Raw genomic sequence first — 19,834 nt, 5'->3', positions numbered from 1 at the left:
GCGGTGATTCCCTCAGGCCATGGCCTTGCTAACGCCTGTTACACGCTCGTCGACAAATCCGGACAAGCCGGGGCTAAAGTACGGGCGTTCGACTGCCGATGGCTCCGCCCCGGACCCCGTGGGGGATCCGGGGCGGAGCCCCCCGGGATTACGCGTCGTGCGACTGGGCGCGCAGGGCGCGGGCCAGGTCGTCGCGGGACTCCAGGACCAGGCGCCGCAGCGCCGGCGCCGCGTCCGGACGGGCCTCCAGCCACGCGTCCGTCGCGTCCAGCGTGGCCCGCGAGTCCTGGAGCATCGGGTACAGCCCCTTCACCACGTCCATGCCGATCTGGATCGACCGCTCCGCCCAGAGCCGCTCGATCACCTCGAAGTACCGCCCGGCGTACGGCGCGAGCAGCTCCCGCTGCGACGACTGCTGCATCCCGTCGATGGTCGCCTCGACCAGCGCGTTCGACAGCGCGTCCGACTCGACGACCACCGCCCACGCCTGGTCCTTGACCGCCGCGGAGGGCCGCGCGGCCAGGCAGCGCACCTGGTGCCGCTTGCCCGAGGCGGTGTCGTCGCGGACCAGCTCGGCCGCCAGCACGGCCTCGTCGGCCACGCCGTGCGCGGCCAGCGGCAGCAGGAAGTCCCAGCGCAGCTCCTGGTCCACCTCCAGCCCGTCGATCCGCGCCGAACCCTCCAGCAGCCCCAGCAGCAGCTGGAAGTCACCCTCGCTGGTCGCGCTCGCCGCGAAGAACCGGGCCCAGGTCAGCTGGTGCTCGGAGCCCGGCTCGGCCAGCCGCAGTTCGTGCAGGGCGCCCGCCGCCAGCTCCCGGCCGCCCTGCTCGCGCCGGCCGGGCGCCGCGTAGTGGGTGACGGCGCTCAGCGCCTGCGCGTGCAGCTGCTGGAGCACGCCGACGTCGCTCTCGCGGCCCGCGTGGGCCAGCACCAGCGACAGGAAGTCCCGGGCGGGCATCAGCGCGTCGCGCGTCAGGTTCCACAGCGCCGACCAGCACAGGGCGCGGGCCAGCGGGTCCGTGAGGTCGCCCAGGTGGGCGCGGAGCGTGCCCAGCGAGTTCTCGTCGAAGCGGATCTTGCAGTAGGTGAGGTCGTCGTCGTTGACCAGGACCAGGTCGGGCCGCTCCAGCCCGGCCAGCTCCGAGACCACCGTGCGGACGCCCGCCACGTCGGCCTCGGCCCGCGCGTAGCGCACCAGCGAACCGTCGGCCTCCAGCCGGTACAGGCCCACCGCGACCCGGTGCGGGCGCAGCTCCTCGCCCTCCTGGACCACGGCCAGCTCGGTCAGCCGGCCGGCCGCGTCGGTGGTGACCTGCGGGGTCAGCGAGTTGACGCCCGCCGTCTGGAGCCAGGCCCGCGACCACTCGGCCATGTCCCGCCCGGAGACCTCGCCGAGCACCGACAGCAGGTCGTCCAGGGTGGTGTTCCCGTACGCGTGCGCCTTGAAGTAGCGCCGCGCGCCGTCCAGGAACGCCTCCCGGCCCACGTACGCGACGAGCTGCTTGAGCACGGACGCGCCCTTGGCGTACGTGATCCCGTCGAAGTTCAGCTTGGCGTCCTCCAGGTCACGGATGTCGGCCGTGATCGGGTGGGTGGACGGCAGCTGGTCGGCCCGGTAGGCCCACGCCTTGCGGTTGTTGGCGAAGGTGACCCAGGCCTGGTCGAAGCGGGTGGCCTCGACGAGCCCGAAGGAGCCCATGAAGTCCGCGAAGGACTCCTTCAGCCACAGGTCGTCCCACCACTTCATGGTGACCAGGTCGCCGAACCACATGTGCGCCATCTCGTGCAGGATGACGTTCGCGCGCCGCTCGTACGAGGCCTGCGTGACCTTGCCGCGGAAGATGTACTCCTCGCGGAAGGTCACCATGCCCGGGTTCTCCATGGCGCCCAGGTTGTACTCGGGCACGAAGGCCTGGTCGTACTTCCCGAAGGGGTAGGGGTAGTCGAAGATCTCGTGGAAGAGGTCGAAGCCCTGCTTGGTGACGAGGAAGACGTCGTCCGCGTCGAAGTGCCGCGCCAGCCCCTTGCGGCACATCGCGCCCAGCGGGATCGTCAGGTCCCCGCGCGTGTAGGTGTCCGTGACGTAGTGGTACGGGCCCGCCACCACGCAGGTGATGTACGTGGAGATGGGCGCGGTCTCGGCGAACCGCCACACCCCTGCCTCGCGGGACTCCTCGGCCCCGTTGCTCCAGACGGTCCAGCCCTCGGGGGCGGTCACCTCGAAGCGGTAGGGGGCCTTCAGGTCGGGCTGCTCGAAGTTGGCGTACACCCGCCGGGCGTCGGCCGGCTCGTACTGGGTGTAGAGGTAGACCTCGCCGTCCTCCGGGTCGACGAAGCGGTGCATGCCCTCGCCGGTCCGGCTGTACGCGCAGTTCGCGTCGACGACCAGGACGTTCTCGGCGTCCAGCCCGTCCAGGGCGATCCGCGCCCCGTCGAAGACGGCGGCCGGGTCCAGGGCGCGCCCGTTCAGGGTGACCGCGTTCACCGAGGGGGCGATGAGGTCGGCGAACGAGGAGGCGCCGGGCGCCGCGGCACGGAAGCGCACGGTCGTCACCGAGCGGAACGTACGGGGCCCCTCGGCCGGTTCGGCCTCGTCCACCGCGGACCTCAGGTCGAGGACCACCTCGTACCCGTCGACGGACAGCAGCTCGGCCCGTGTGCGGGCCTCGTCGCGGGACAGATTCTCACCGGGCACGTAGCACTCCTTCGTGCGTGATCGCTTCTTCGGCCGAATCCTCCCATGGGGGAATGGACGCGGTTCCGGCCCGGTTGGCCAGAAGGAACCTGACCGCAGACGCCGCACGTGACCCGAGGAGAGACATGACCGACACCCAGGTGCGCGAGAAGACCCCGGTCGACTTCTGGTTCGACCCGCTCTGCCCCTGGGCCTGGATGACCTCCCGCTGGATGCTGGAGGTCGAGAAGGTCCGCGACGTCGAGGTCCGCTGGCACGTGATGAGCCTGGCGGTGCTCAACGAGGACAAGCTGGACGACCTGCCCGAGCGCTACCGCGAGCTCCTCGGCCCCAAGGGCTGGGCCCCGGTGCGCGTGGTGGTCGCCGCGCAGCAGAAGTTCGGCGAGGAGATCACCGGCAAGCTGTACACCGCCCTCGGTACGAAGATCCACAACGAGGACCGGGGCGCGACCCGCGAGGTCATCGCCGACGCCCTGGCGGAGGTCGGCCTGCCGGCCGAGCTGCTCGCCTACGCCGACTCCGACGAGTACGACCAGGTGCTGCGCGACTCCCACAACGACGGCATCGAGCGCGTCGGCCAGGAGGTCGGCACCCCGGTGATCTCCGTGCCCGGCGCCGACGGCGAGGAGGTGGCCTTCTTCGGCCCCGTCGTCACCCCGGCCCCGCGCGGCGAGGCCGCCGCCCGCCTGTGGGACGGCACCCTGCTGGTCGCCTCCACCCCGGGCTTCTACGAGATCAAGCGCACCCGCACCAAGGGCCCGTCCTTCGAGTAGCCGGCGCCCGCCCCGCATACGGAAGACCCCCGTGAGTCACGTCCTCACGGGGGTCTTCCGCTCACCACGCCCGCACGCGAAGGCTGAGAAGACGATCACGAGGCGGGCGGTTCAGGGGGTGCCGGTCAGCCCTTGACGGGGATCAGCAGCGGGGTGTTCGCCTTGGCGTCGGCGTAGCGCCGGGCCACGTCCTGCCAGTTGACGACGTTCCACATCGCCTCGATGAAGTCCACCTTCTGGTTCTTGTACTGCAGGTAGAAGGCGTGCTCCCAGGCGTCGAAGACCAGGATCGGCGTGCTGGCCACGCCCACGTTGCCCTGGTGGTCGTAGACCTGCTCGACGACCAGGCGGCCGCTCACGGGCTCGTACGCCAGGACGCCCCAGCCGGAGCCCTGCGTCGCGGAGGACGCGAAGGTCAGCTGCTTCTTGAACTTGGCGAAGGAGCCGAAGGACTCGGTGATCGCGTCGGCGAGCTCGCCCACGCCGTCGGCCGCGGTCGGCTCGCCGCCGCCCTCGCCGGTCTTCGGGCTGGCCATGTTGTGCCAGTAGATGCTGTGCAGGATGTGGCCGGAGAGGTGGAACGCGAGGTTCTTCTCCAGCCCGTTGAGCGCGCCCCAGTTCTCCTTCTCGCGCGCCTCCTCCAGCTGCTCCAGCGTGGTGTTGGCGCCCGTGACGTAGGCCGCGTGGTGCTTGTCGTGGTGCAGCTCGATGATCTGCGGGTTGATCACCGGTTCCAGCGCCGCGTAGTCGTAAGGAAGCTCAGGAAGCGTGTAAATGGCCATGCGTGTATCCGGTCCCCTCAGCGTGCCAATCGCTTATTGCAATCAATGCGCAACTGCACGCTAGCAGTATCTATTCCGAGTCACACGTAAGGGTTACCTGGGTACGAAGAGAGGCGGATCCCGTGTCGCACACGGGATCCGCCTCACAGGGGGGGGCCGGGGGAGCCGCCGGGCCGTCAGCTCCGGCGCGCCGCCCGGCGCTGCATCAGGTAACCGGTCGCCGCCAGGGCCACCGCCAGGCCGCCGGTGAACAGCACCTGCGAGCGGGTGTCCTCGCCCACGGCCATCAGCACCAGCACCCCGGCCACCCCGGCCAGCGCGACCCACGTCAGATAGGGGAAGCCCCACATCCGCACGGTCAGCGTCCCGGGGGCCTCGCGCTCCAGCCGCCGGCGCAGCACGAACTGCGAGACCGCGATGAAGCCCCAGACGATGAGGATGACCCCGCCGACCATGTTCAGCAGCCAGGCGAACAGGGTGTCCGGGTACCAGTACGACAGCAGGACGGTGACGAACCCGAAGCCCGAGGAGGCCAGCACCGCCCGACGCGGCACCCCGCCCGAGACCTTGGCCAGCGCCTTCGGGCCCTGGCCCCGGGAGACCAGCGAGTGGGCCATGCGCGAGGAGCCGTAGATGTTGGCGTTCATCGCGGACAGCAGGGCGATCAGGATGACCGCGTTCATGACCTGTCCGGCGGCCGGGATGCCCAGGTGGTCCAGGGCCGCGGCGTAGGGGCCCTGGCCGGTGACCGACGGGTCGTTCCAGGGCAGCAGGGTGACGATCACCAGCATCGAGCCGACGTAGACGATCGCGATCCGCCACATGGTGGTCCGCACGGCCCTGGCCACGCCCCGCACCGGGTCGTCGGACTCGGCCGCCGCGATGGTCACCGTCTCCAGGCCGCCGTAGGCGACGACCGAGGCCAGCACGCCGACGAGCAGGCCGTCGACCCCGTTGGGCAGGAGTCCGCCGTCGTGCAGCAGGTTGGCGGCGCCGGGGGAGGAGGTCCCGGGCAGCAGGCCCAGGACGGCGAGCACGCCGAGGACCAGGAAGATCCCGATCGCGCCGATCTTCAGGGCGGCGAACCAGAACTCGAACTCGCCGAAGTTGCGCACCGCGCCCAGGTTGCTGCCGCAGAACAGCGCCATGAACACCAGCACCCACATCCACGACGGGGTGCCCGGGAACCAGCCCGTCATGATGTGCGCCGCGCCGATGGCCTCGATGGCCACGCCCACGCACAGCAGGGTCCAGAACATCCAGCCCGCGGTGAACCCGGCCCAGGGGCCGATCGCCCGCTCGGCGTGCACCGAGAACGAGCCCGACGCCGGATTGGCCGCCGACATCTCGCCGAGCATCCGCATCACGAACATCACCAGCACACCGGACACGGCGTACGCGAGCACGATCGAGGGCCCCGCGGCCGCGATGCCGGCGCCCGAGCCGACGAAGAGGCCGGCGCCGATGACCCCGCCGAGGGCGATCATCGAGAGGTGGCGCTGCTTGAGGCCCCCGCCGAGCGGGGATCCGGGCGCGGACGGGCGCAGTTCGGGAGGCGTGATGGTGCTCTGACTCATGGGCCCAGTCTGCCGACCGTCCGTTTATCGGACGTTCACTGTTCAGCATCCGGACACTCGGCTCACGCGCCGTGACCGCCGCCCGCACGCAACGAGAACGGCCCGGGACCGAGGTCCCGGGCCGTTCCCCCCGCTCTCGCGCGGAATGACGGAGGCTCAGCCCCGCCGCGCCCGCAGCTCCCGGTACCCGGCCACCAGCAGCACCACCGCCGCCGCGCCCGAGGACCACAGCAGCTGCGGCCGCGCCGAGTCGTCGAACAGCATCAGCACCAGCACCGCCGCCATCCCCAGCAGCGCCGCCCACGTCAGGTACGGGAACGCCCACATCGGCAGGGTCAGCCGCTCCGGCATCTCCCGCTCCAGCCGGGGCCGCAGCCGCAGCTGCGAGACCGCGATCAGCGCCCACACGAACAGCAGCACCGCGCCCACCGCGTTGAGCATGTAGAGGAACACCGTGTCCGGCCACAGCAGGTTCAGCACCACCGAGGCGAACCCGAAGACCACCGACGCCAGCACCGCCCGCCGCGGCACCCCGCCGCCCGAGACCTTCAGCAGCGCCTTCGGCGCCTCACCCCGCTCGGCCAGCGAGAAGATGATGCGCGAGGAGCCGTACAGGTTCGCGTTCAGCGCCGACAGCAGCGCCACGAACACCACGATGTTCATGATCTGCCCGGCCGCCGGGATCCCGATCGAGTCGAGCACGGCCACGTACGGGCTCTCGCCGGGCTTGAGCGAGTCCCAGGGCAGCAGGGTCACGATGACCAGCATCGAGCCCACGTAGAAGAAGAGGATGCGCCACACCGCGCTGCGCACCGCGCGGGCCACCGACCGGGCCGGGTCGTCCGACTCGGCCGCCGCGATGGTGACGACCTCCAGGCCGCCGAAGGCGAAGACGACCGCCAGCATGCCGGCGATCACGCCGCCCACGCCCTTGGGGAAGAACCCGCCCTGGCCGGTCAGATTGGCCAGACCCACCGGGTCCGTGTCCGGCAGCAGGCCGAAGACGGCCAGCGTGCCCAGGATCAGGAACAGCACGATCGCGCCGACCTTGAGCGCGGCGAACCAGAACTCGAACTCGCCGAAGTTCCGCACGGCCGCCAGGTTGGAGAGGGTGAAGACCACCATGAACAGCAGCACCCACACCCACTGGTCCACCGACGGCAGCCAGCCGTGGGCGATCTTCGCGGCGCCGGTCGCCTCCACGGCGAGCACCACGACCAGCAGGAACCAGTACAGCCAGCCCGCCGAGAAGCCGGCCCAGCGCCCCAGGGCCTTCTCCGCGTAGACGGAGAAGGAGCCCGAGGCCGGCATCGCGGCGGACATCTCGCCGAGGGCCCGCATCACCAGCATCGCGAGCGCGCCCGCGAGCAGGTACGAGCAGATGATCGCGGGGCCGGCGATGCCGATCCCGGCGCCGGAGCCGACGAAGAGGCCGGCGCCGATGACGCCGCCGAGGCCCAGCATGGTCAGGTGGCGCTGCTTGAGGCTGTGGCTCAGGGGTTCCGGGGGCAGACCGCCCTCGGTGACGGACGGTTCGGGCAATGAGTCGCGCATGAGGAGATGCTCGTACTCTCTCGGTCGGCCAAGCGGCGATGGGGGCTGCGCAAGGGATTGGCGGGACCCTACAGTCTGGCTGGAGGGATCCCATAGGAGCAAAAAGGATGTGTGGCCGGATCTTCCCCGTGATGGGGATCACTTCAACTCGGGTGTGAGGCGTGGCCTTTGTGTGGTCCCCACGAAACCGGACAGTATGCCTTTGTCCCGGTCGACGGTGGGGCGGCGCGTCGGCGCGCACTAGCGTCACGGTGTCCCGTCGATCACCACCCCGCGGAGCCCCCTCATGAGCACTGCTTCCGTCTCCTTCCGGCCCGGCGCCGTCCTCGCCGACCTGCTGCCCGCGAGCCGCGTCCGCGACGTCGCGCTCGTCGTCGGCGGAGCCGCGCTCACCGGCCTGGCCGCGCAGATCTCCGTACCGGTACCCGGCTCGCCCGTCCCGGTCACCGGCCAGACCTTCGCCGCCCTGCTCGTGGGCACCGCCTTCGGCGCCCGCCGCGGCTTCCTCGCGCTCGGCCTGTACGCCGCCCTGGGCGCGGCCGGCCTGCCGTGGTTCGCGGGCGGCACCTCCGGCGCGGGTGGCGCCTCCTTCGGCTACGTCCTCGGCATGCTGCTGGCCGCCACCGTCGTCGGCGCCCTCGCGCGGCGCGGCGCCGACCGCTCGGTGCTGTTCACGGCGGGCACGATGGTGCTCGGCTCGGCCGTGATCTACGCGGTGGGCGTGCCGTACCTGATGGCCGCCACCGGGATGTCCCTCTCCGCGGCCGTCGCGGCGGGCCTGACCCCGTTCCTGATCGGCGACGCCCTCAAGGCCGTGCTGGCCATGGGCGCGCTGCCGGCCGCCTGGAAGCTGGCCGGCCGCCGCGGCTGAACCCGTACCTGCGCAGCAGCCCCGGACCGCGAGCGGGCGGTCCGGGGCTGCTGCCGTGTGCGGGGCCGGTCAGGCGGCGTCGACCGCGGCCTCGACCGCGGCTTCGGCCAGGGCCTCGTTCTTGCGGCGGGCGTTGCGCACCACGCCGACCGCGATCACGACGGCCGCGACGAGCAGCGAGTACAGCACCGTCTCGCGGTTGTCCTTGTCGTAGACCATGTAGCCGAGGACGAAGGTGATCATCGCGGCGGTGGCCCACGTCAGGTACGGGAAGAGCCACATCTTGACGGTGACCTTCTCCGGGGCCTCGCGCATCAGGATCCCGCGCATCCGCAGCTGGGTCAGGCAGATGACCAGCCACACGAAGAGCGCGATGGCGCCCGACGAGTTCAGCAGGAAGTTGAAGACGGTGTCCGGGGAGGTGTAGTTGAAGTAGACGGCGATGAAGCCGAAGACCACCGAGCCCAGGATGGCGACCGTGGGGACGCCCCGCTTGCTGGTCCTGGCGAAGGCCTTGGGCGCGTCACCGCGCTCGCCCAGCGAGAACGCCATGCGGGAGGCGGTGTACATGCCCGAGTTCAGGCAGGACAGGACGGCCGTCAGGACGATCACGTTCATGATCTGGCCGGCGTGCGCGATGCCGATCGAGTCCAGGGCGGCGACGTACGAGCCCTTCTTGACGATCGACTCGTCGTTCCAGGGCAGCAGGGTCAGGACGATGAAGATCGAGCCCAGGTAGAAGACGCCGATGCGCCAGATCACCGAGTTGGTGGCCTTGGTGACCGCGCGGCGCGGGTCCTCGGACTCGCCGGCCGCCAGGGTGACGATCTCGCTGCCCATGAAGGAGAAGACGACCATCAGCACACCGGTGAGGACCGAGCCCCAGCCGTTCGGCATGAATCCGCCGGTGTCGGTGAGGTGGGCGAAGCCCGCGCCCGGGTTGTCCGAGCCCGGCAGCACGCCGAAGACGGCGAGCATGCCCACGATCACGAAGGCGCCGATGGCGACGACCTTGATGCCCGCGAACCAGAACTCGAACTCGCCGTAGGAGGCGACGGAGCCCAGGTTGGTGGCCGTCAGGACGACCATCACGATCAGTGCCCAGGCCCACTGCGGGACGGCCGGGACCCAGCCTTCGAGGATCTTCGCGCCGGCGGTCGCCTCGACGGCGAGCACGACGACCCAGAAGAACCAGTACAGCCAGCCGATGGAGAAACCGGCCCAGCGGCCGAGCGCGCGGTCGGCGTAAGCGGAGAAGGAGCCCGAGTTCGGGCTGGCGGCGGCCATCTCGCCCAGCATCCGCATCACGAAGACGACCATCGCGCCCACGAGCAGGTACGAGATCAGGATGGCGGGGCCGGCCTTGGCGATACCGCCGCCGGAGCCGACGAACAGGCCGGCGCCGATGACGCCGCCGATGGCGATCATGGAAAGGTGGCGGTTCTTGAGACCGGCCTTGAGACCGTCGGAGGGCTGGGCGGAACCGGGTTCGCCGGTGGGGCCGCCTGCCTTCTGAAGGGTCGTCGTCGTGCTCATGGACGAATCCTTTGGTTCTCGGGTGGAGAGTTCCGGCATTCAAACCCGATTTCCGGCCAGGACGGAAGACCTTCTTCCGATGGTTACCCAAGGCCCCCATCTCGGGACCAAGGTCCCGACCCCTCCCGTCTGCGTTCTTTGGGTTTACTTGAGGTTTAGAAGTGATTTATGCGACACCCCTCCGACCTCCCTCGAGGTCTCGCATGCCACACTCGACCCATGCGCGTGTATCTCGGATCCGACCATGCAGGCTTTGAGCTCAAGAACCACCTGGTGGACTGGCTCAAGAACAACGGCCACGAGCCCGTCGACTGCGGGCCCCACATCTACGACGCGGTGGACGACTACCCGCCGTTCTGCCTCCGCGCCGCGGAGAAGACCGCCGCTGACGCCGACGCCCTCGGCATCGTGATCGGCGGCTCCGGCAACGGCGAGCAGATCGCCGCCAACAAGGTCAAGGGCGTCCGCGCCATCCTCGCCTGGAGCGTGGAGACCGCGAAGCTCGGCCGCGAGCACAACAACGCCAACGTCATCTCCGTCGGCGGCCGCATGCACACCCAGGACGAGGCCACCGCCTTCATCGAGGCCTTCCTCGCGACCCCGTACTCCGGCGAGGAGCGCCACACCCGCCGCATCGACATGCTCTCGGCCTACGAGCAGACCGGCGAGCTCCCCCCGATCCCGGCCCACCACCCGCAGGACCAGTAACCCCCCGTGCCGCCGGACGCGGTCCGTCCGGCGGCACGCACCCGACCGAAGGAAAGCAGGAGCACGGCGTGCCCGAGGGCCATACGATCCACCGCCTCGCCCAGGACCACACCGAGCGCTTCGCCGCCCGCCCGGTCCGGGTCAGCAGCCCCCAGGGACGCTTCGCCGAGAGCGCCGCCCTGCTCGACGGACGCGAGCTGGAGAGCGCCGAGGCCCACGGCAAGCACCTCTTCCTGGAACTCGGCGACGCCTGGATCCACATCCACCTCGGACTCTTCGGCAAGCTCGGCTTCGGCCCCGCCCCGGCCCCGCCGGCCACCGACACGGTGCGCCTGCGCCTGCTGAACGAGGACCACTACGCCGACCTGCGCGGCCCGACCGCCTGCGCGCTGCTCACCGGCGCCGAGAAGAAGGCGATACACGACCGCCTGGGCCCCGACCCGCTGCGCCCCGCCGACGACCCCGGCCGTGCCTGGGCCCGCGTCTCCCGCAGCCGCACCACCGTCGCCGCCCTCCTGATGGACCAGAAGGTCATCGCCGGGGTCGGCAACGTCTACCGCGCCGAGGTCCTCTTCCGGCACGGCATCGACCCCTACCGCCAGGGCAAGGACCTCACCCGCGCCGAGTGGGACGCGATGTGGAGCGACCTGGCGGAACTGATGCGCGAGGGCGTCCGCCGCAACCGCATCGACACGGTCCGCGACGAACACCTCCCGGAGGCCATGGGCCGCCCGCCGCGCGTGGACGACCACGGCGGAGAGGTGTACGTCTACCGGCGCGCGAACCTCCCCTGCCACATCTGCGGCGGCGAGATCCGCACGGCCGACCTCGCCAACCGCAACCTCTTCTGGTGCCCCGCCTGCCAGCAGCGCTAGAGCCGGACCGCCGACGGGAGGGCGCCGGTCAGAAGCCGTGCGGGAGCCAGGGGGCGACGTCCCCCGCGAAGGCCCGCGAGGCCTCCCGCAGGGCCCCCGGCCGCAGCTCCCGCACCCGGCCGGCCGCCGCGAGCGAGGTCAGCGTCACCCCGCCCAGGTAGGCCGAGCCCAGCTCCCGCACGGACAGCTCCAGCTCCGCCGGGTCGTCGCTGCGCACGCACCGGGCCCCGGAGCCGTCGGCCGTCAGCCGCCACCGCCCCGCGTTCCACGGACAGAACGCGTCCTCCACCTCCAGCACCACGTCCACCGGAGCCCCGTACCCCCGCGCCTCCAGCGCCCCCGGCAGGTCCACCACCCGCAGGTGCAGCGCGTCCCGCTGGCGCGCCCGGATCCGCCGGACGTCGTTGACCAGGTGCAGCAGCGGATCGTCCGCCGGGCGCCCGAACACCCGGACGTGCCAGGTCAGGTCGATCTCGAAGAGGTACCGCCACAGCGCCGCGTACGCCGCCGGATCCAGCGCGTCCACCTCGCCGACCAGCACCTTGCCGTCCGACCCGGTCGGCTCCCAGTCCGGCCGCACCCGGTAGCGCGCGTAGCCGACGACCGTGCCGTCCGCGTCCTCCGCCACCACGCACTTCAGCGGCGACGCCCCCTCCCGCCGCGTCTCCGGGTCCAGCAGCGCCTGCCGCTCCCACCCCGGCTGCCGGGCCGGCATCCCCGGCCGGCCCGCGACCAGGGCGGCGTACACCCGCTCGCAGTCGGCCAGCGACTTCAGCGGGTCCACGAGCCGCAGCCGCACCCCGTCCGTCCCCGGCGGCACGTTCAGCCGGACCCGGGTGGTGTCGATGTCGAACGACAGGGCGTACGCGGCCGTGCCGTAGCCGAAGCGCCCGTAGATCTCCGGCTCCGACGCCGTCAGCACGGCGATCGGCTCGCCACCCGCACGGACGTCGTCCAGCTGGCGCCGCATCATCGAGGTCAGCACGCCCCGCCTGCGGTGGGTCGGCGCCACGCCCACCATCGTCACGCCCGCCGCCGGGACCACCGCCCCGCCCGGCACCGACAGCCGGAAGCCGAAGGCCCCGGCCGAGCCGACACAGGTCCCGCCGTCCCAGACGCCCAGCGAACGGCCGGGTTCCGTCAGGGACCGGTAGAGCGCCCGCTCCTCCGGGGTCTCCGGCACGCCGCCGAACGCCAGTTCCAGATGGTCGTACCAGACATCCCACTCATCAGCCTGCAATACGCGCGTATCAAGAGCCATGGGGTCATCCCTACCAGGGCGGGACGGTCCGGTCGAACTGTTTTCGAGCCTTCCCGGGCCCGTGGAACGGGGGTACCCCTGCGCGCACCCAGGCATGATGGATAGGGTCCCGAACGATGGCCGGAGCACGTGTGGAGACGTTCATGGCCCGGGCGCGCATGCTGTCGCACCGGGCGCGCACCGCCCTGCGCAAGTCCGCCGTCGACTATTTCCGCGGCGACGCCTCCGACTGGCTGGCCTTCGGGGGCCTGCTGCTGACCGTCCCCGCGATCGCCTGCGGCACGATGATGATGCCCGTCTGGTTCTCGCCGTCGGCGCTCGTCCTGCCCATCGTGGCCGGCGGCCTGCTGCTGCGTCCGGCCAGCCTGCTCGGCCTCTACGCCGCCTCCGCCACCGCCCTGATCATCGAGGCCCTGGTCCTCGGCCCGTACACCGAGGGGCCGGCCAGGGTCACCCCGGGAACCGTCCTCACCGTCGCCGCCTGCGGATTCTTCGGGCTGATCATCGCCCAGTTCCGCAGCCGCGTCGGCGTGCCCTGGCGGCGCGGCGGCACCATGCTCTTCGACCTGCGCGAACGCATCCGGGTCCAGAGCAAACTGCCCGCCCTCCCGCCCGGGTGGCACCGCGAGATGGCCCTGCGGCCGGCCGGCGGACAGTCCTTCTCCGGGGACTTCGTCGTCGCCGCCCGCACCAACGGGGGGCGCACCCTGGAGGTGGTCCTCACCGACGTCTCCGGCAAGGGCATGGAGGCCGGATCGCGGGCCCTCCTCCTCTCCGGCGCCTTCGGCGGCCTCCTCGGCGCCCTCCCGCCCCAGGACTTCCTCCCCGCCGCCAACGGCTACCTGCTCCGCCAGGACTGGGACGAGGGCTTCGCCACCTCCATCCACCTCGTCCTGGACCTGGAGACCGGCGACTACGAACTCCTCTCCGCCGGCCACCTGCCCGCCCTCCAGCTGTCCGCCGGCACCGGCCGCTGGCAGGAGAAGTCCGGCGAGGGGCCGCTGCTCGGCGTCTACGACGGCGCCGACTTCGAACCGGCCCGCGGGAACCTGCGGCCCGGCGACGTCCTGATGCTCTTCACCGACGGCCTCGTCGAGACCGCCGACCGGGAGATCAGCGAGGGCATCGACCGGCTCACCGGGGAGGCCGACCGGTACGTCGCCGCCGGGTGGGAGGGGGCGGCCTGGCACCTGATCGAGAAGGTGGCGAAGGACGTCAACGACGACCGGGCCCTCCTCCTGATCCGCCGAGCGCCCTTTTAGCCGCGCCCCTCGCGCGGCCCCGCGCAGCGGCACGCCGGACCGGGCCACCGGGTGGTGATTGGCCCGTTCCCGGGGCCCCCGCCGGGGATACCTTCCGCCCATGGACGCCACCCTCGCCGCCGACCTCGCCCGCCTCCCCGCACTCCTCGACGCCACCCGCGACGCCGCCGCCGAGGCCCTCGCCGGGCTGGACCGGCGGCCCGTCGTGCCCCCGCAGGACGGGCCTCCGGCCCCCCGCCCCCTCCCCGCGCACGGGGCCGGCGCCGAGGAGGCGCTCGCCGAGTTCCGCGACCGCTGGGAGCCCCGCCTCTCCGCCTCCGCCGGCCCCCGCTACCTCGGCTTCGTCACCGGCGGCGCCACCCCCGCCGCCCTCGCCGGGGACTGGCTGACCGCCGTCCACGACCAGAACTCCAACTCCGCCATGGACGGCGCGGGCCAGCACCTCGAACGCGAGACCGTCGCCTGGCTCCGCGAGCTCTTCGGGCTGGGCCCCGCCCACACCGGCACCTTCGTCAGCGGCGCCACCATGTCCAACACCGTCGGCCTCGCCGTCGCCCGCGAATGGCTCGGCGAGCGCCTCGGCGTCTCCCCGGCCCAGGACGGCGTCGCCGCGCTCGGCCCCGTCCGCGTCCTCTCCGGCGCCCCCCACTCCTCGATCGCCAAGGCCCTCTCCGTCCTCGGCCTCGGCCGCGCCGCCCTCGTCCCGGTCCCCACCCTGCCCGGCCGCGAGGCCGTCGACCCCGCCGCCCTGGACCGCGCCCTCGCCGACACCCCCGGCCCGGCCGTCGTCGTCGCCAACGCCGGCACCGTCAACACCGTCGACTTCGACGACCTCCGGGCCGTCGCCGCCCTCAAGGACCGCCACGACTTCTGGCTCCACACCGACGCCGCCTTCGGCGCCTTCGCGGCCCTCTCCCCGGAGCACGCCCGCCTCACCGAGGGCCTCGACGCCTCCGACTCCGTCTGCGTCGACCTCCACAAGTGGCTCAACGTCCCCTACGACAGCGCCGTCCAGTTCACCCGCCGCCGCGACCTCCAGGCCCGCGTCTTCGCGAACGCCGCCGCCTACCTCGGCCCCCTCGGCGCCGACCCCGACCTGGTCCACCTCACCCCGGAGAACTCCCACCGGCTGCGCGCCCTGGCCGCCTGGTTCACCCTGCGCGCCTACGGCCGCGAGGGCCACCGGGAGGTCGTCGAACGCGACACCGCCTGCGCCCGCGCCCTCGGCGAGCTCCTGGAGGCGGACCCGGCCCTGCGGCTGCTGGCCCCCGTACGCCTCAACGTCGTCTGCTTCACCCTCGCCCAGGACCCCACCCCCGAACGGCTGGCCGCCCTCCGCGAGGCCGTCGCCGCCGAGGTCTTCGTGACCCCCACCGTCCTCGGGGGAACCCCCGGCCTGCGCGCGGCGTTCTCCAACTGGCGTACGACACCCGCCGACGTGCGCCGGGCCGCGGAGGCACTCCGCACGGCAGCACTCCGTACGGCGGCCGAGCACGGCAGCGAAGGAGACCGCATGACCGACCGCTCCCTCACCCTCACCGAGGTCGAGGCCCTGGCCCGCTCCGCGCACGAGGGCCAGACCGACAAGGCCGGCCGCCCCTACGCCGAGCACCTCGCGGCCGTGGCCGAGGGCGTGCGCCTGCGCGGCGGCAGCCCCGCCCAGCAGGCCGCCGCCTGGCTGCACGACTCCGTCGAGGACGAGGCCCTCAGCGCCGGGCAGCTCGCGGCGGCCGCCCTCCCGCAGGAGGTCAAGGACATGGTCCTGGCGCTCACGAAGCGCCCTGGAGAACCGGTCGAGGAGTACACGGCCCGGATCCTCGCCACGCCCGGGGCCGTCCTCGTCAAGGAGGCCGACCTCGCGCACAACGCGGACCCCGTACGCCTCTCCGTGCTGGACGCGCCCACCCGCGACAGGCTGACCGCGAAGTACGCCCGCGTCCGCTCCCTCCTCGGCATCACCGCCCCGTGACCGTCAAATACGCCCGGTTCGTGTCTGATTGGCGGGAAAGACGTGTTGTCGTTTCGTCACAGGGCGGATAGGAGGGGCCGGTTGGTGGGAGGATGGTCCATGTGGGGGTGTGCGCGGGAGTGACCCCCGGGCCGGCCAGGGGACGACCGAAGGTGTGATCAGAAGTGGCCATTTCGCTGTCAGTGGTGGTTCTGTTGGCGGTCATCCTGGTGATCCTGATCCGCGGCAAGCACATGAAGGCGGGTCCGGCGATCGTCGCCGTCCTCTTCGGCTTCTTCCTCGCGTCCAGCTCCATCGCCCCGGACGTCAACCGCTTCCTGAACTCCCTCGCCGACACCATCGCCGGCATCAAGCTCTGAAACGCGTCAGGGCCGGGTCGAGGAGAAGTCCTCGACCCGGCCCTGAGCCGTTCAGAGCGGGTGACGGGAATCGAACCCGCGTAGCTAGTTTGGAAGACTAGGGCTCTACCATTGAGCTACACCCGCAATACGCGCGCCGCAGGTCCGTCGGACCGCGGCACGGACAGCATCCTAGCGGGTCGCGCCGGGGGAGTGCACACCGCTTTCGAGCGCCGTGTCCCGACCCCGCCCCGCGCGTGCGTGCGCCCGGCGGGAAAACCGGGGGCGTCGGAGGGTTTCCGGGCGTGTACCCTACGTGTCGCACCGACGGGGTGTGGCGCAGCTTGGTAGCGCGTCCGCTTTGGGAGCGGAAGGTCGTCGGTTCGAATCCGGCCACCCCGACCACCAGCAGTGTCCCCACGAAGATCGCGTTGTGGGCTGATTGCCGCTTGCGGTTACTATGCAAGCTGCGTGCCCGTGTGTCTGATGTACCGGGCCGAATCCGCCGAGGCCGCTGAATCGCAGCGATCCGGCAGAACCCCCAGCAGTCAGCCACAAGGAGACCGAACCGTGAAGAGCGCCGTGGAGACCCTGAACCCGACTCGGGTTCGGCTCACTGTCGAGGTGCCCTTCGAGGAGCTCAAGGACAGCCTCGACGCGGCGTACAAGAAGATCAACCAGCAGGTCACGGTGAAGGGCTTCCGCAAGGGCAAGATCCCGAACCGGGTCATCGACCAGCGCTTCGGCCGCGGTGCGGTGCTGGAGGAGGCCGTCAACGACGCCCTCCCGAAGTTCTACACCGAGGCCGTCAACGAGGCCGACCTGAACCCGCTGGGCCAGCCCGAGGTCGACATCACGGAGCTGAAGGACGGCGAGCTGCTGGCCTTCACCGCCGAGGTCGACGTGCGTCCCGAGATCGAGATCCCGGACTACTCCGGCATCGAGGTCGAGGTCGACGCGGTCGAGGTCTCGGACGAGGACGTCGAGAAGTCGGTCGAGCAGCTGCGCGGCCGCTTCGCGTCCACCAAGGACGTCGAGCGCGCCGCCGTCGAGGGTGACGTCGTCACCATCGACCTCGAGGCCAAGGTCGACGGCGAGGTCCTCGAGGACGGCGTCGCCACCGACGTCTCCTACACCATCGGCTCGGGCGAGCTCCTTGACGGCATCGACGAGGCCGTCAAGGGCCTCGAGGCCGGCGGCGAGGCCACCTTCACCTCGCAGCTGAAGGGCGGCTCCGCCGAGGGCAAGGACGCCGAGGTCACCGTCAAGGTCACCAAGGTCTCCGCCCGCGAGCTGCCGGAGCTGGACGACGAGTTCGCCCAGATGGCGAGCGAGTTCGACACCCTCGACGAGCTGAAGGCGGACAGCCGCAAGCGCCTCGAGAACATGAAGCAGTACGACCAGGCCACGCAGGCCCAGGAGCGCGTCCTGGAGAAGCTGCTGGAGCTCGTCGAGGTCCCGATCCCCGAGAAGCTCCTCGCGGACGAGGTCCAGACCCGCAAGCACAACCTGGAGCACCACCAGCTCGGCCAGATGGGCCTGAACCTCGAGAAGTTCCTCGAGATCCAGGGCAAGACGGTCGAGGAGTTCGACGCCGAGACCTCCGAGCAGGCCGTCAAGGGCATCAAGACCCAGTTCGTCCTCGACGCGCTGGTCAACAAGGAGAAGCTGGGCGTCAACCAGGAGGAGCTCACCGAGCACCTCATGCGCCGCGCGCAGTCCTCCGGCATGTCCCCCGACCAGTTCGCCCAGGCCGTCGTCGAGGGTGGCCAGGTCCCGATGCTGGTCGGCGAGGTCGCCCGCGGCAAGGCCCTCGCGGTCGTCGTCGAGGCCGCCAAGGTCGTCGACACCAAGGGTGAGGTCATCGACCTGTCCGACGACGAGGACGAGGTCGAGACGGCCGCCGAGGTCGTCGAGGCCGCGGTCGAGGGCGACGACGAGGTGAAGGCCGAAGAGGCCAAGTAACACCCCGGGCTGAGCCCGCAGAGCAGTGCCGCGAAGGGCCCGGACGCAGCCGCGTACGGGCCCTTCCGCGTACTCCCGCGGGGCCCCCGGGACCTTGCGCTCCGAGCGAACAGTTCGGGAAGCGGGATGGCGTTGTCCGACCTGCGCGTTAGGGTCCATGAATACGAGGGCACGGGACTACCCGTAGCCGGCGGGGCATCGCACCACCGGCCGGTCCGCGCCCCAGAACGAGACGCTGAGACGGCATGTGGCCGTCGGAGACGAGCAGGTGGATACGTGACGAATCTGAAGCCTTACGCCGCGGGTGAGCCGTCCATCGGTGGCGGCCTCGGCGACCATGTCTACAACCGGCTGCTCGGCGAGCGCATCATCTTCCTCGGCCAGCAGGTCGACGACGAGATCGCCAACAAGATCACGGCGCAGCTCCTCCTCCTGGCCGCGGACCCGGAGAAGGACATCTACCTGTACATCAACAGCCCCGGTGGCTCCGTGACGGCCGGCATGGCGATCTACGACACCATGCAGTTCATCCCGAACGACGTCGTCACCATCGGCATGGGCATGGCCGCCTCCATGGGCCAGTTCCTGCTCACCGGCGGCACCCCGGGCAAGCGCTTCGCGCTCCCGAACACCGACATCCTGATGCACCAGGGCTCCGCCGGCATCGGCGGCACCGCGTCGGACATCAAGATCCAGGCCCAGTACCTGCTGCGCACCAAGCAGCGCATGGCCGAGATCACCGCCCACCACTCGGGCCAGACCGTCGAGGCGATCATCCGCGACGGCGACCGCGACCGCTGGTTCACCGCCGAGGAGGCCAAGGAGTACGGCCTGATCGACGACATCATCGCGGCCGCGTCCCTCGCTCCGGGCGGCGGCGGCACCGGGGCCTGACCCGCCCCGGGCCCGGCGCACGGTCCCCGTGCGCCCGCAGGCCCGCTCCAGGCAACCCCAGCCCGCAGAACGCCACCAGGATGGTGAACACCCAGATGCAGAACAACTTCTCCGCGAGCGGCCTCTACTCCGGCCCGCAGGTGGACAACCGCTACGTCGTCCCGCGCTTCGTGGAGCGCACCTCGCAGGGCGTGCGCGAGTACGACCCGTACGCGAAGCTCTTCGAGGAGCGCGTGATCTTCCTCGGCGTGCAGATCGACGACGCCTCCGCCAACGACGTCATGGCGCAGCTGCTGTGCCTGGAGTCGATGGACCCGGACCGCGACATCTCGATCTACATCAACAGCCCCGGCGGCTCCTTCACGGCGCTGACGGCCATCTACGACACGATGCAGTTCGTGAAGCCCGACATCCAGACGGTCTGCATGGGCCAGGCGGCCTCCGCCGCCGCCGTCCTGCTGGCCGCCGGTACCCCGGGCAAGCGCATGGCCCTCCCGAACGCCCGCGTGCTGATCCACCAGCCGTCCGGCGGCACGGGCCGCGAGCAGCTCTCCGACCTGGAGATCGCGGCCAACGAGATCCTGCGCATGCGCGACCAGCTGGAGAGCATGCTGGCCAAGCACTCGACGACGCCGATCGAGAAGATCCGCGACGACATCGAGCGCGACAAGATCCTCACGGCCGAGGACGCGCTGGCCTACGGGCTGATCGACCAGATCGTCTCGACCCGCAAGATGAACGCGGCCTGATCCTTGCCGCCAGTTGGCGCGGACA

General features: G+C 71.2%; 16 protein-coding genes, 2 tRNA genes and 1 pseudogene. 12 read left to right on the top strand and 7 right to left on the bottom strand.

Annotation, left to right across the window (positions count from 1 at the left end; genetic code table 11):
- Window positions 1-148: 148 nt before the first annotated feature.
- Window positions 149-2,695: an aminopeptidase N gene (gene pepN / locus AB0O29_RS03020; RefSeq protein ID WP_365145117.1), complete on the bottom strand. Its 2,547-nt coding sequence runs from the start codon at window positions 2,693-2,695 to the stop codon at window positions 149-151.
- A gap of 125 nt (window positions 2,696-2,820) precedes the next feature.
- Here pepN and AB0O29_RS03015 point away from each other — a divergent pair, with 125 nt between their 5' ends.
- Window positions 2,821-3,468 (top strand): DsbA family protein, encoded by a 648-nt coding sequence (locus tag AB0O29_RS03015; RefSeq protein ID WP_365145114.1) that lies wholly within the window; start codon window positions 2,821-2,823, stop codon window positions 3,466-3,468.
- A 125-nt stretch (window positions 3,469-3,593) separates the two neighbouring features.
- Here the strand turns inward: AB0O29_RS03015 and AB0O29_RS03010 are convergent, their stop codons facing one another.
- From AB0O29_RS03010 to AB0O29_RS03000, 3 genes are all read right to left on the bottom strand, one after another.
- Window positions 3,594-4,250 carry a superoxide dismutase gene (locus AB0O29_RS03010; protein ID WP_365145111.1) on the bottom strand — a complete coding sequence of 219 codons (657 nt, stop codon included), beginning with the start codon at window positions 4,248-4,250 and terminating at the stop codon, window positions 3,594-3,596.
- A gap of 176 nt (window positions 4,251-4,426) precedes the next feature.
- Window positions 4,427-5,827, bottom strand: a complete 1,401-nt coding sequence (locus AB0O29_RS03005; RefSeq protein ID WP_365145108.1) for an amino acid permease — start codon at window positions 5,825-5,827, stop codon at window positions 4,427-4,429.
- 156 nt (window positions 5,828-5,983) lie between these two features.
- Window positions 5,984-7,381 carry an amino acid permease gene (locus tag AB0O29_RS03000; RefSeq protein WP_365145105.1) on the bottom strand — a complete coding sequence of 466 codons (1,398 nt, stop codon included), beginning with the start codon at window positions 7,379-7,381 and terminating at the stop codon, window positions 5,984-5,986.
- A gap of 286 nt (window positions 7,382-7,667) precedes the next feature.
- Between AB0O29_RS03000 and AB0O29_RS02995 the strand changes: the two genes are divergently transcribed.
- Window positions 7,668-8,252 carry a biotin transporter BioY gene (locus AB0O29_RS02995; protein ID WP_365145102.1) on the top strand — a complete coding sequence of 195 codons (585 nt, stop codon included), beginning with the start codon at window positions 7,668-7,670 and terminating at the stop codon, window positions 8,250-8,252.
- Window positions 8,253-8,321: 69 nt separating this feature from the next.
- Here the strand turns inward: AB0O29_RS02995 and AB0O29_RS02990 are convergent, their stop codons facing one another.
- A complete protein-coding gene (locus tag AB0O29_RS02990; protein WP_365145099.1) occupies window positions 8,322-9,788 on the bottom strand; it encodes an amino acid permease in 1,467 nt (488 codons plus the stop codon).
- A 219-nt stretch (window positions 9,789-10,007) separates the two neighbouring features.
- Here AB0O29_RS02990 and AB0O29_RS02985 point away from each other — a divergent pair, with 219 nt between their 5' ends.
- Both AB0O29_RS02985 and AB0O29_RS02980 read left to right on the top strand, forming a co-directional pair.
- Window positions 10,008-10,496 (top strand): ribose-5-phosphate isomerase, encoded by a 489-nt coding sequence (locus AB0O29_RS02985; RefSeq protein WP_365145096.1) that lies wholly within the window; start codon window positions 10,008-10,010, stop codon window positions 10,494-10,496.
- Window positions 10,497-10,564: 68 nt separating this feature from the next.
- A complete protein-coding gene (locus tag AB0O29_RS02980) occupies window positions 10,565-11,371 on the top strand; it encodes a DNA-formamidopyrimidine glycosylase family protein (RefSeq protein WP_365145093.1) in 807 nt (268 codons plus the stop codon).
- Window positions 11,372-11,399: 28 nt separating this feature from the next.
- Here AB0O29_RS02980 and AB0O29_RS02975 read toward each other — a convergent pair whose 3' ends face one another.
- Window positions 11,400-12,632, bottom strand: a complete 1,233-nt coding sequence (locus AB0O29_RS02975) for a GNAT family N-acetyltransferase (protein ID WP_365145090.1) — start codon at window positions 12,630-12,632, stop codon at window positions 11,400-11,402.
- Between the two features lie 116 nt (window positions 12,633-12,748).
- Between AB0O29_RS02975 and AB0O29_RS02970 the strand changes: the two genes are divergently transcribed.
- The 4 genes and pseudogenes from AB0O29_RS02970 (at window position 12,749) to AB0O29_RS02955 (ending at window position 16,222) form a co-directional block, all read left to right on the top strand.
- Complete coding sequence (locus AB0O29_RS02970; protein WP_365145087.1) at window positions 12,749-13,894, top strand: PP2C family protein-serine/threonine phosphatase; 1,146 nt, start codon at window positions 12,749-12,751, stop codon at window positions 13,892-13,894.
- A gap of 100 nt (window positions 13,895-13,994) precedes the next feature.
- Window positions 13,995-15,368: pseudogene (locus tag AB0O29_RS02965) on the top strand (pyridoxal-dependent decarboxylase); the annotation flags it as partial.
- 39 nt (window positions 15,369-15,407) lie between these two features.
- A complete protein-coding gene (locus AB0O29_RS02960) occupies window positions 15,408-15,863 on the top strand; it encodes an HD domain-containing protein (protein WP_365145252.1) in 456 nt (151 codons plus the stop codon).
- A 164-nt stretch (window positions 15,864-16,027) separates the two neighbouring features.
- Window positions 16,028-16,222 (top strand): hypothetical protein, encoded by a 195-nt coding sequence (locus tag AB0O29_RS02955; RefSeq protein ID WP_030229627.1) that lies wholly within the window; start codon window positions 16,028-16,030, stop codon window positions 16,220-16,222.
- A gap of 55 nt (window positions 16,223-16,277) precedes the next feature.
- Here AB0O29_RS02955 and AB0O29_RS02950 read toward each other — a convergent pair.
- Window positions 16,278-16,348: transfer RNA gene (locus AB0O29_RS02950), tRNA-Gly, on the bottom strand.
- A gap of 181 nt (window positions 16,349-16,529) precedes the next feature.
- Here AB0O29_RS02950 and AB0O29_RS02945 point away from each other — a divergent pair.
- From AB0O29_RS02945 to AB0O29_RS02930, 4 genes are all read left to right on the top strand, one after another.
- Window positions 16,530-16,606, top strand: a tRNA-Pro gene (locus AB0O29_RS02945).
- 165 nt (window positions 16,607-16,771) lie between these two features.
- Window positions 16,772-18,166, top strand: coding sequence for a trigger factor (gene tig, locus AB0O29_RS02940; RefSeq protein WP_365145084.1), 1,395 nt, complete (start codon window positions 16,772-16,774; stop codon window positions 18,164-18,166).
- 276 nt (window positions 18,167-18,442) lie between these two features.
- Window positions 18,443-19,060 carry an ATP-dependent Clp protease proteolytic subunit gene (locus AB0O29_RS02935; protein ID WP_365145081.1) on the top strand — a complete coding sequence of 206 codons (618 nt, stop codon included), beginning with the start codon at window positions 18,443-18,445 and terminating at the stop codon, window positions 19,058-19,060.
- 80 nt (window positions 19,061-19,140) lie between these two features.
- Entirely contained in the window at window positions 19,141-19,809 is a 669-nt protein-coding gene (locus AB0O29_RS02930) for an ATP-dependent Clp protease proteolytic subunit (RefSeq protein ID WP_079426940.1), read from the top strand.
- Window positions 19,810-19,834 lie beyond the last annotated feature (25 nt).

It is taken from the genome of Streptomyces sp. NPDC089915 (assembly GCF_040684675.1).
In the GTDB taxonomy this organism is placed as follows: Bacteria; Actinomycetota; Actinomycetes; order Streptomycetales; family Streptomycetaceae; genus Streptomyces.
This window is presented reverse-complemented; position numbering and strand designations above follow the sequence as displayed.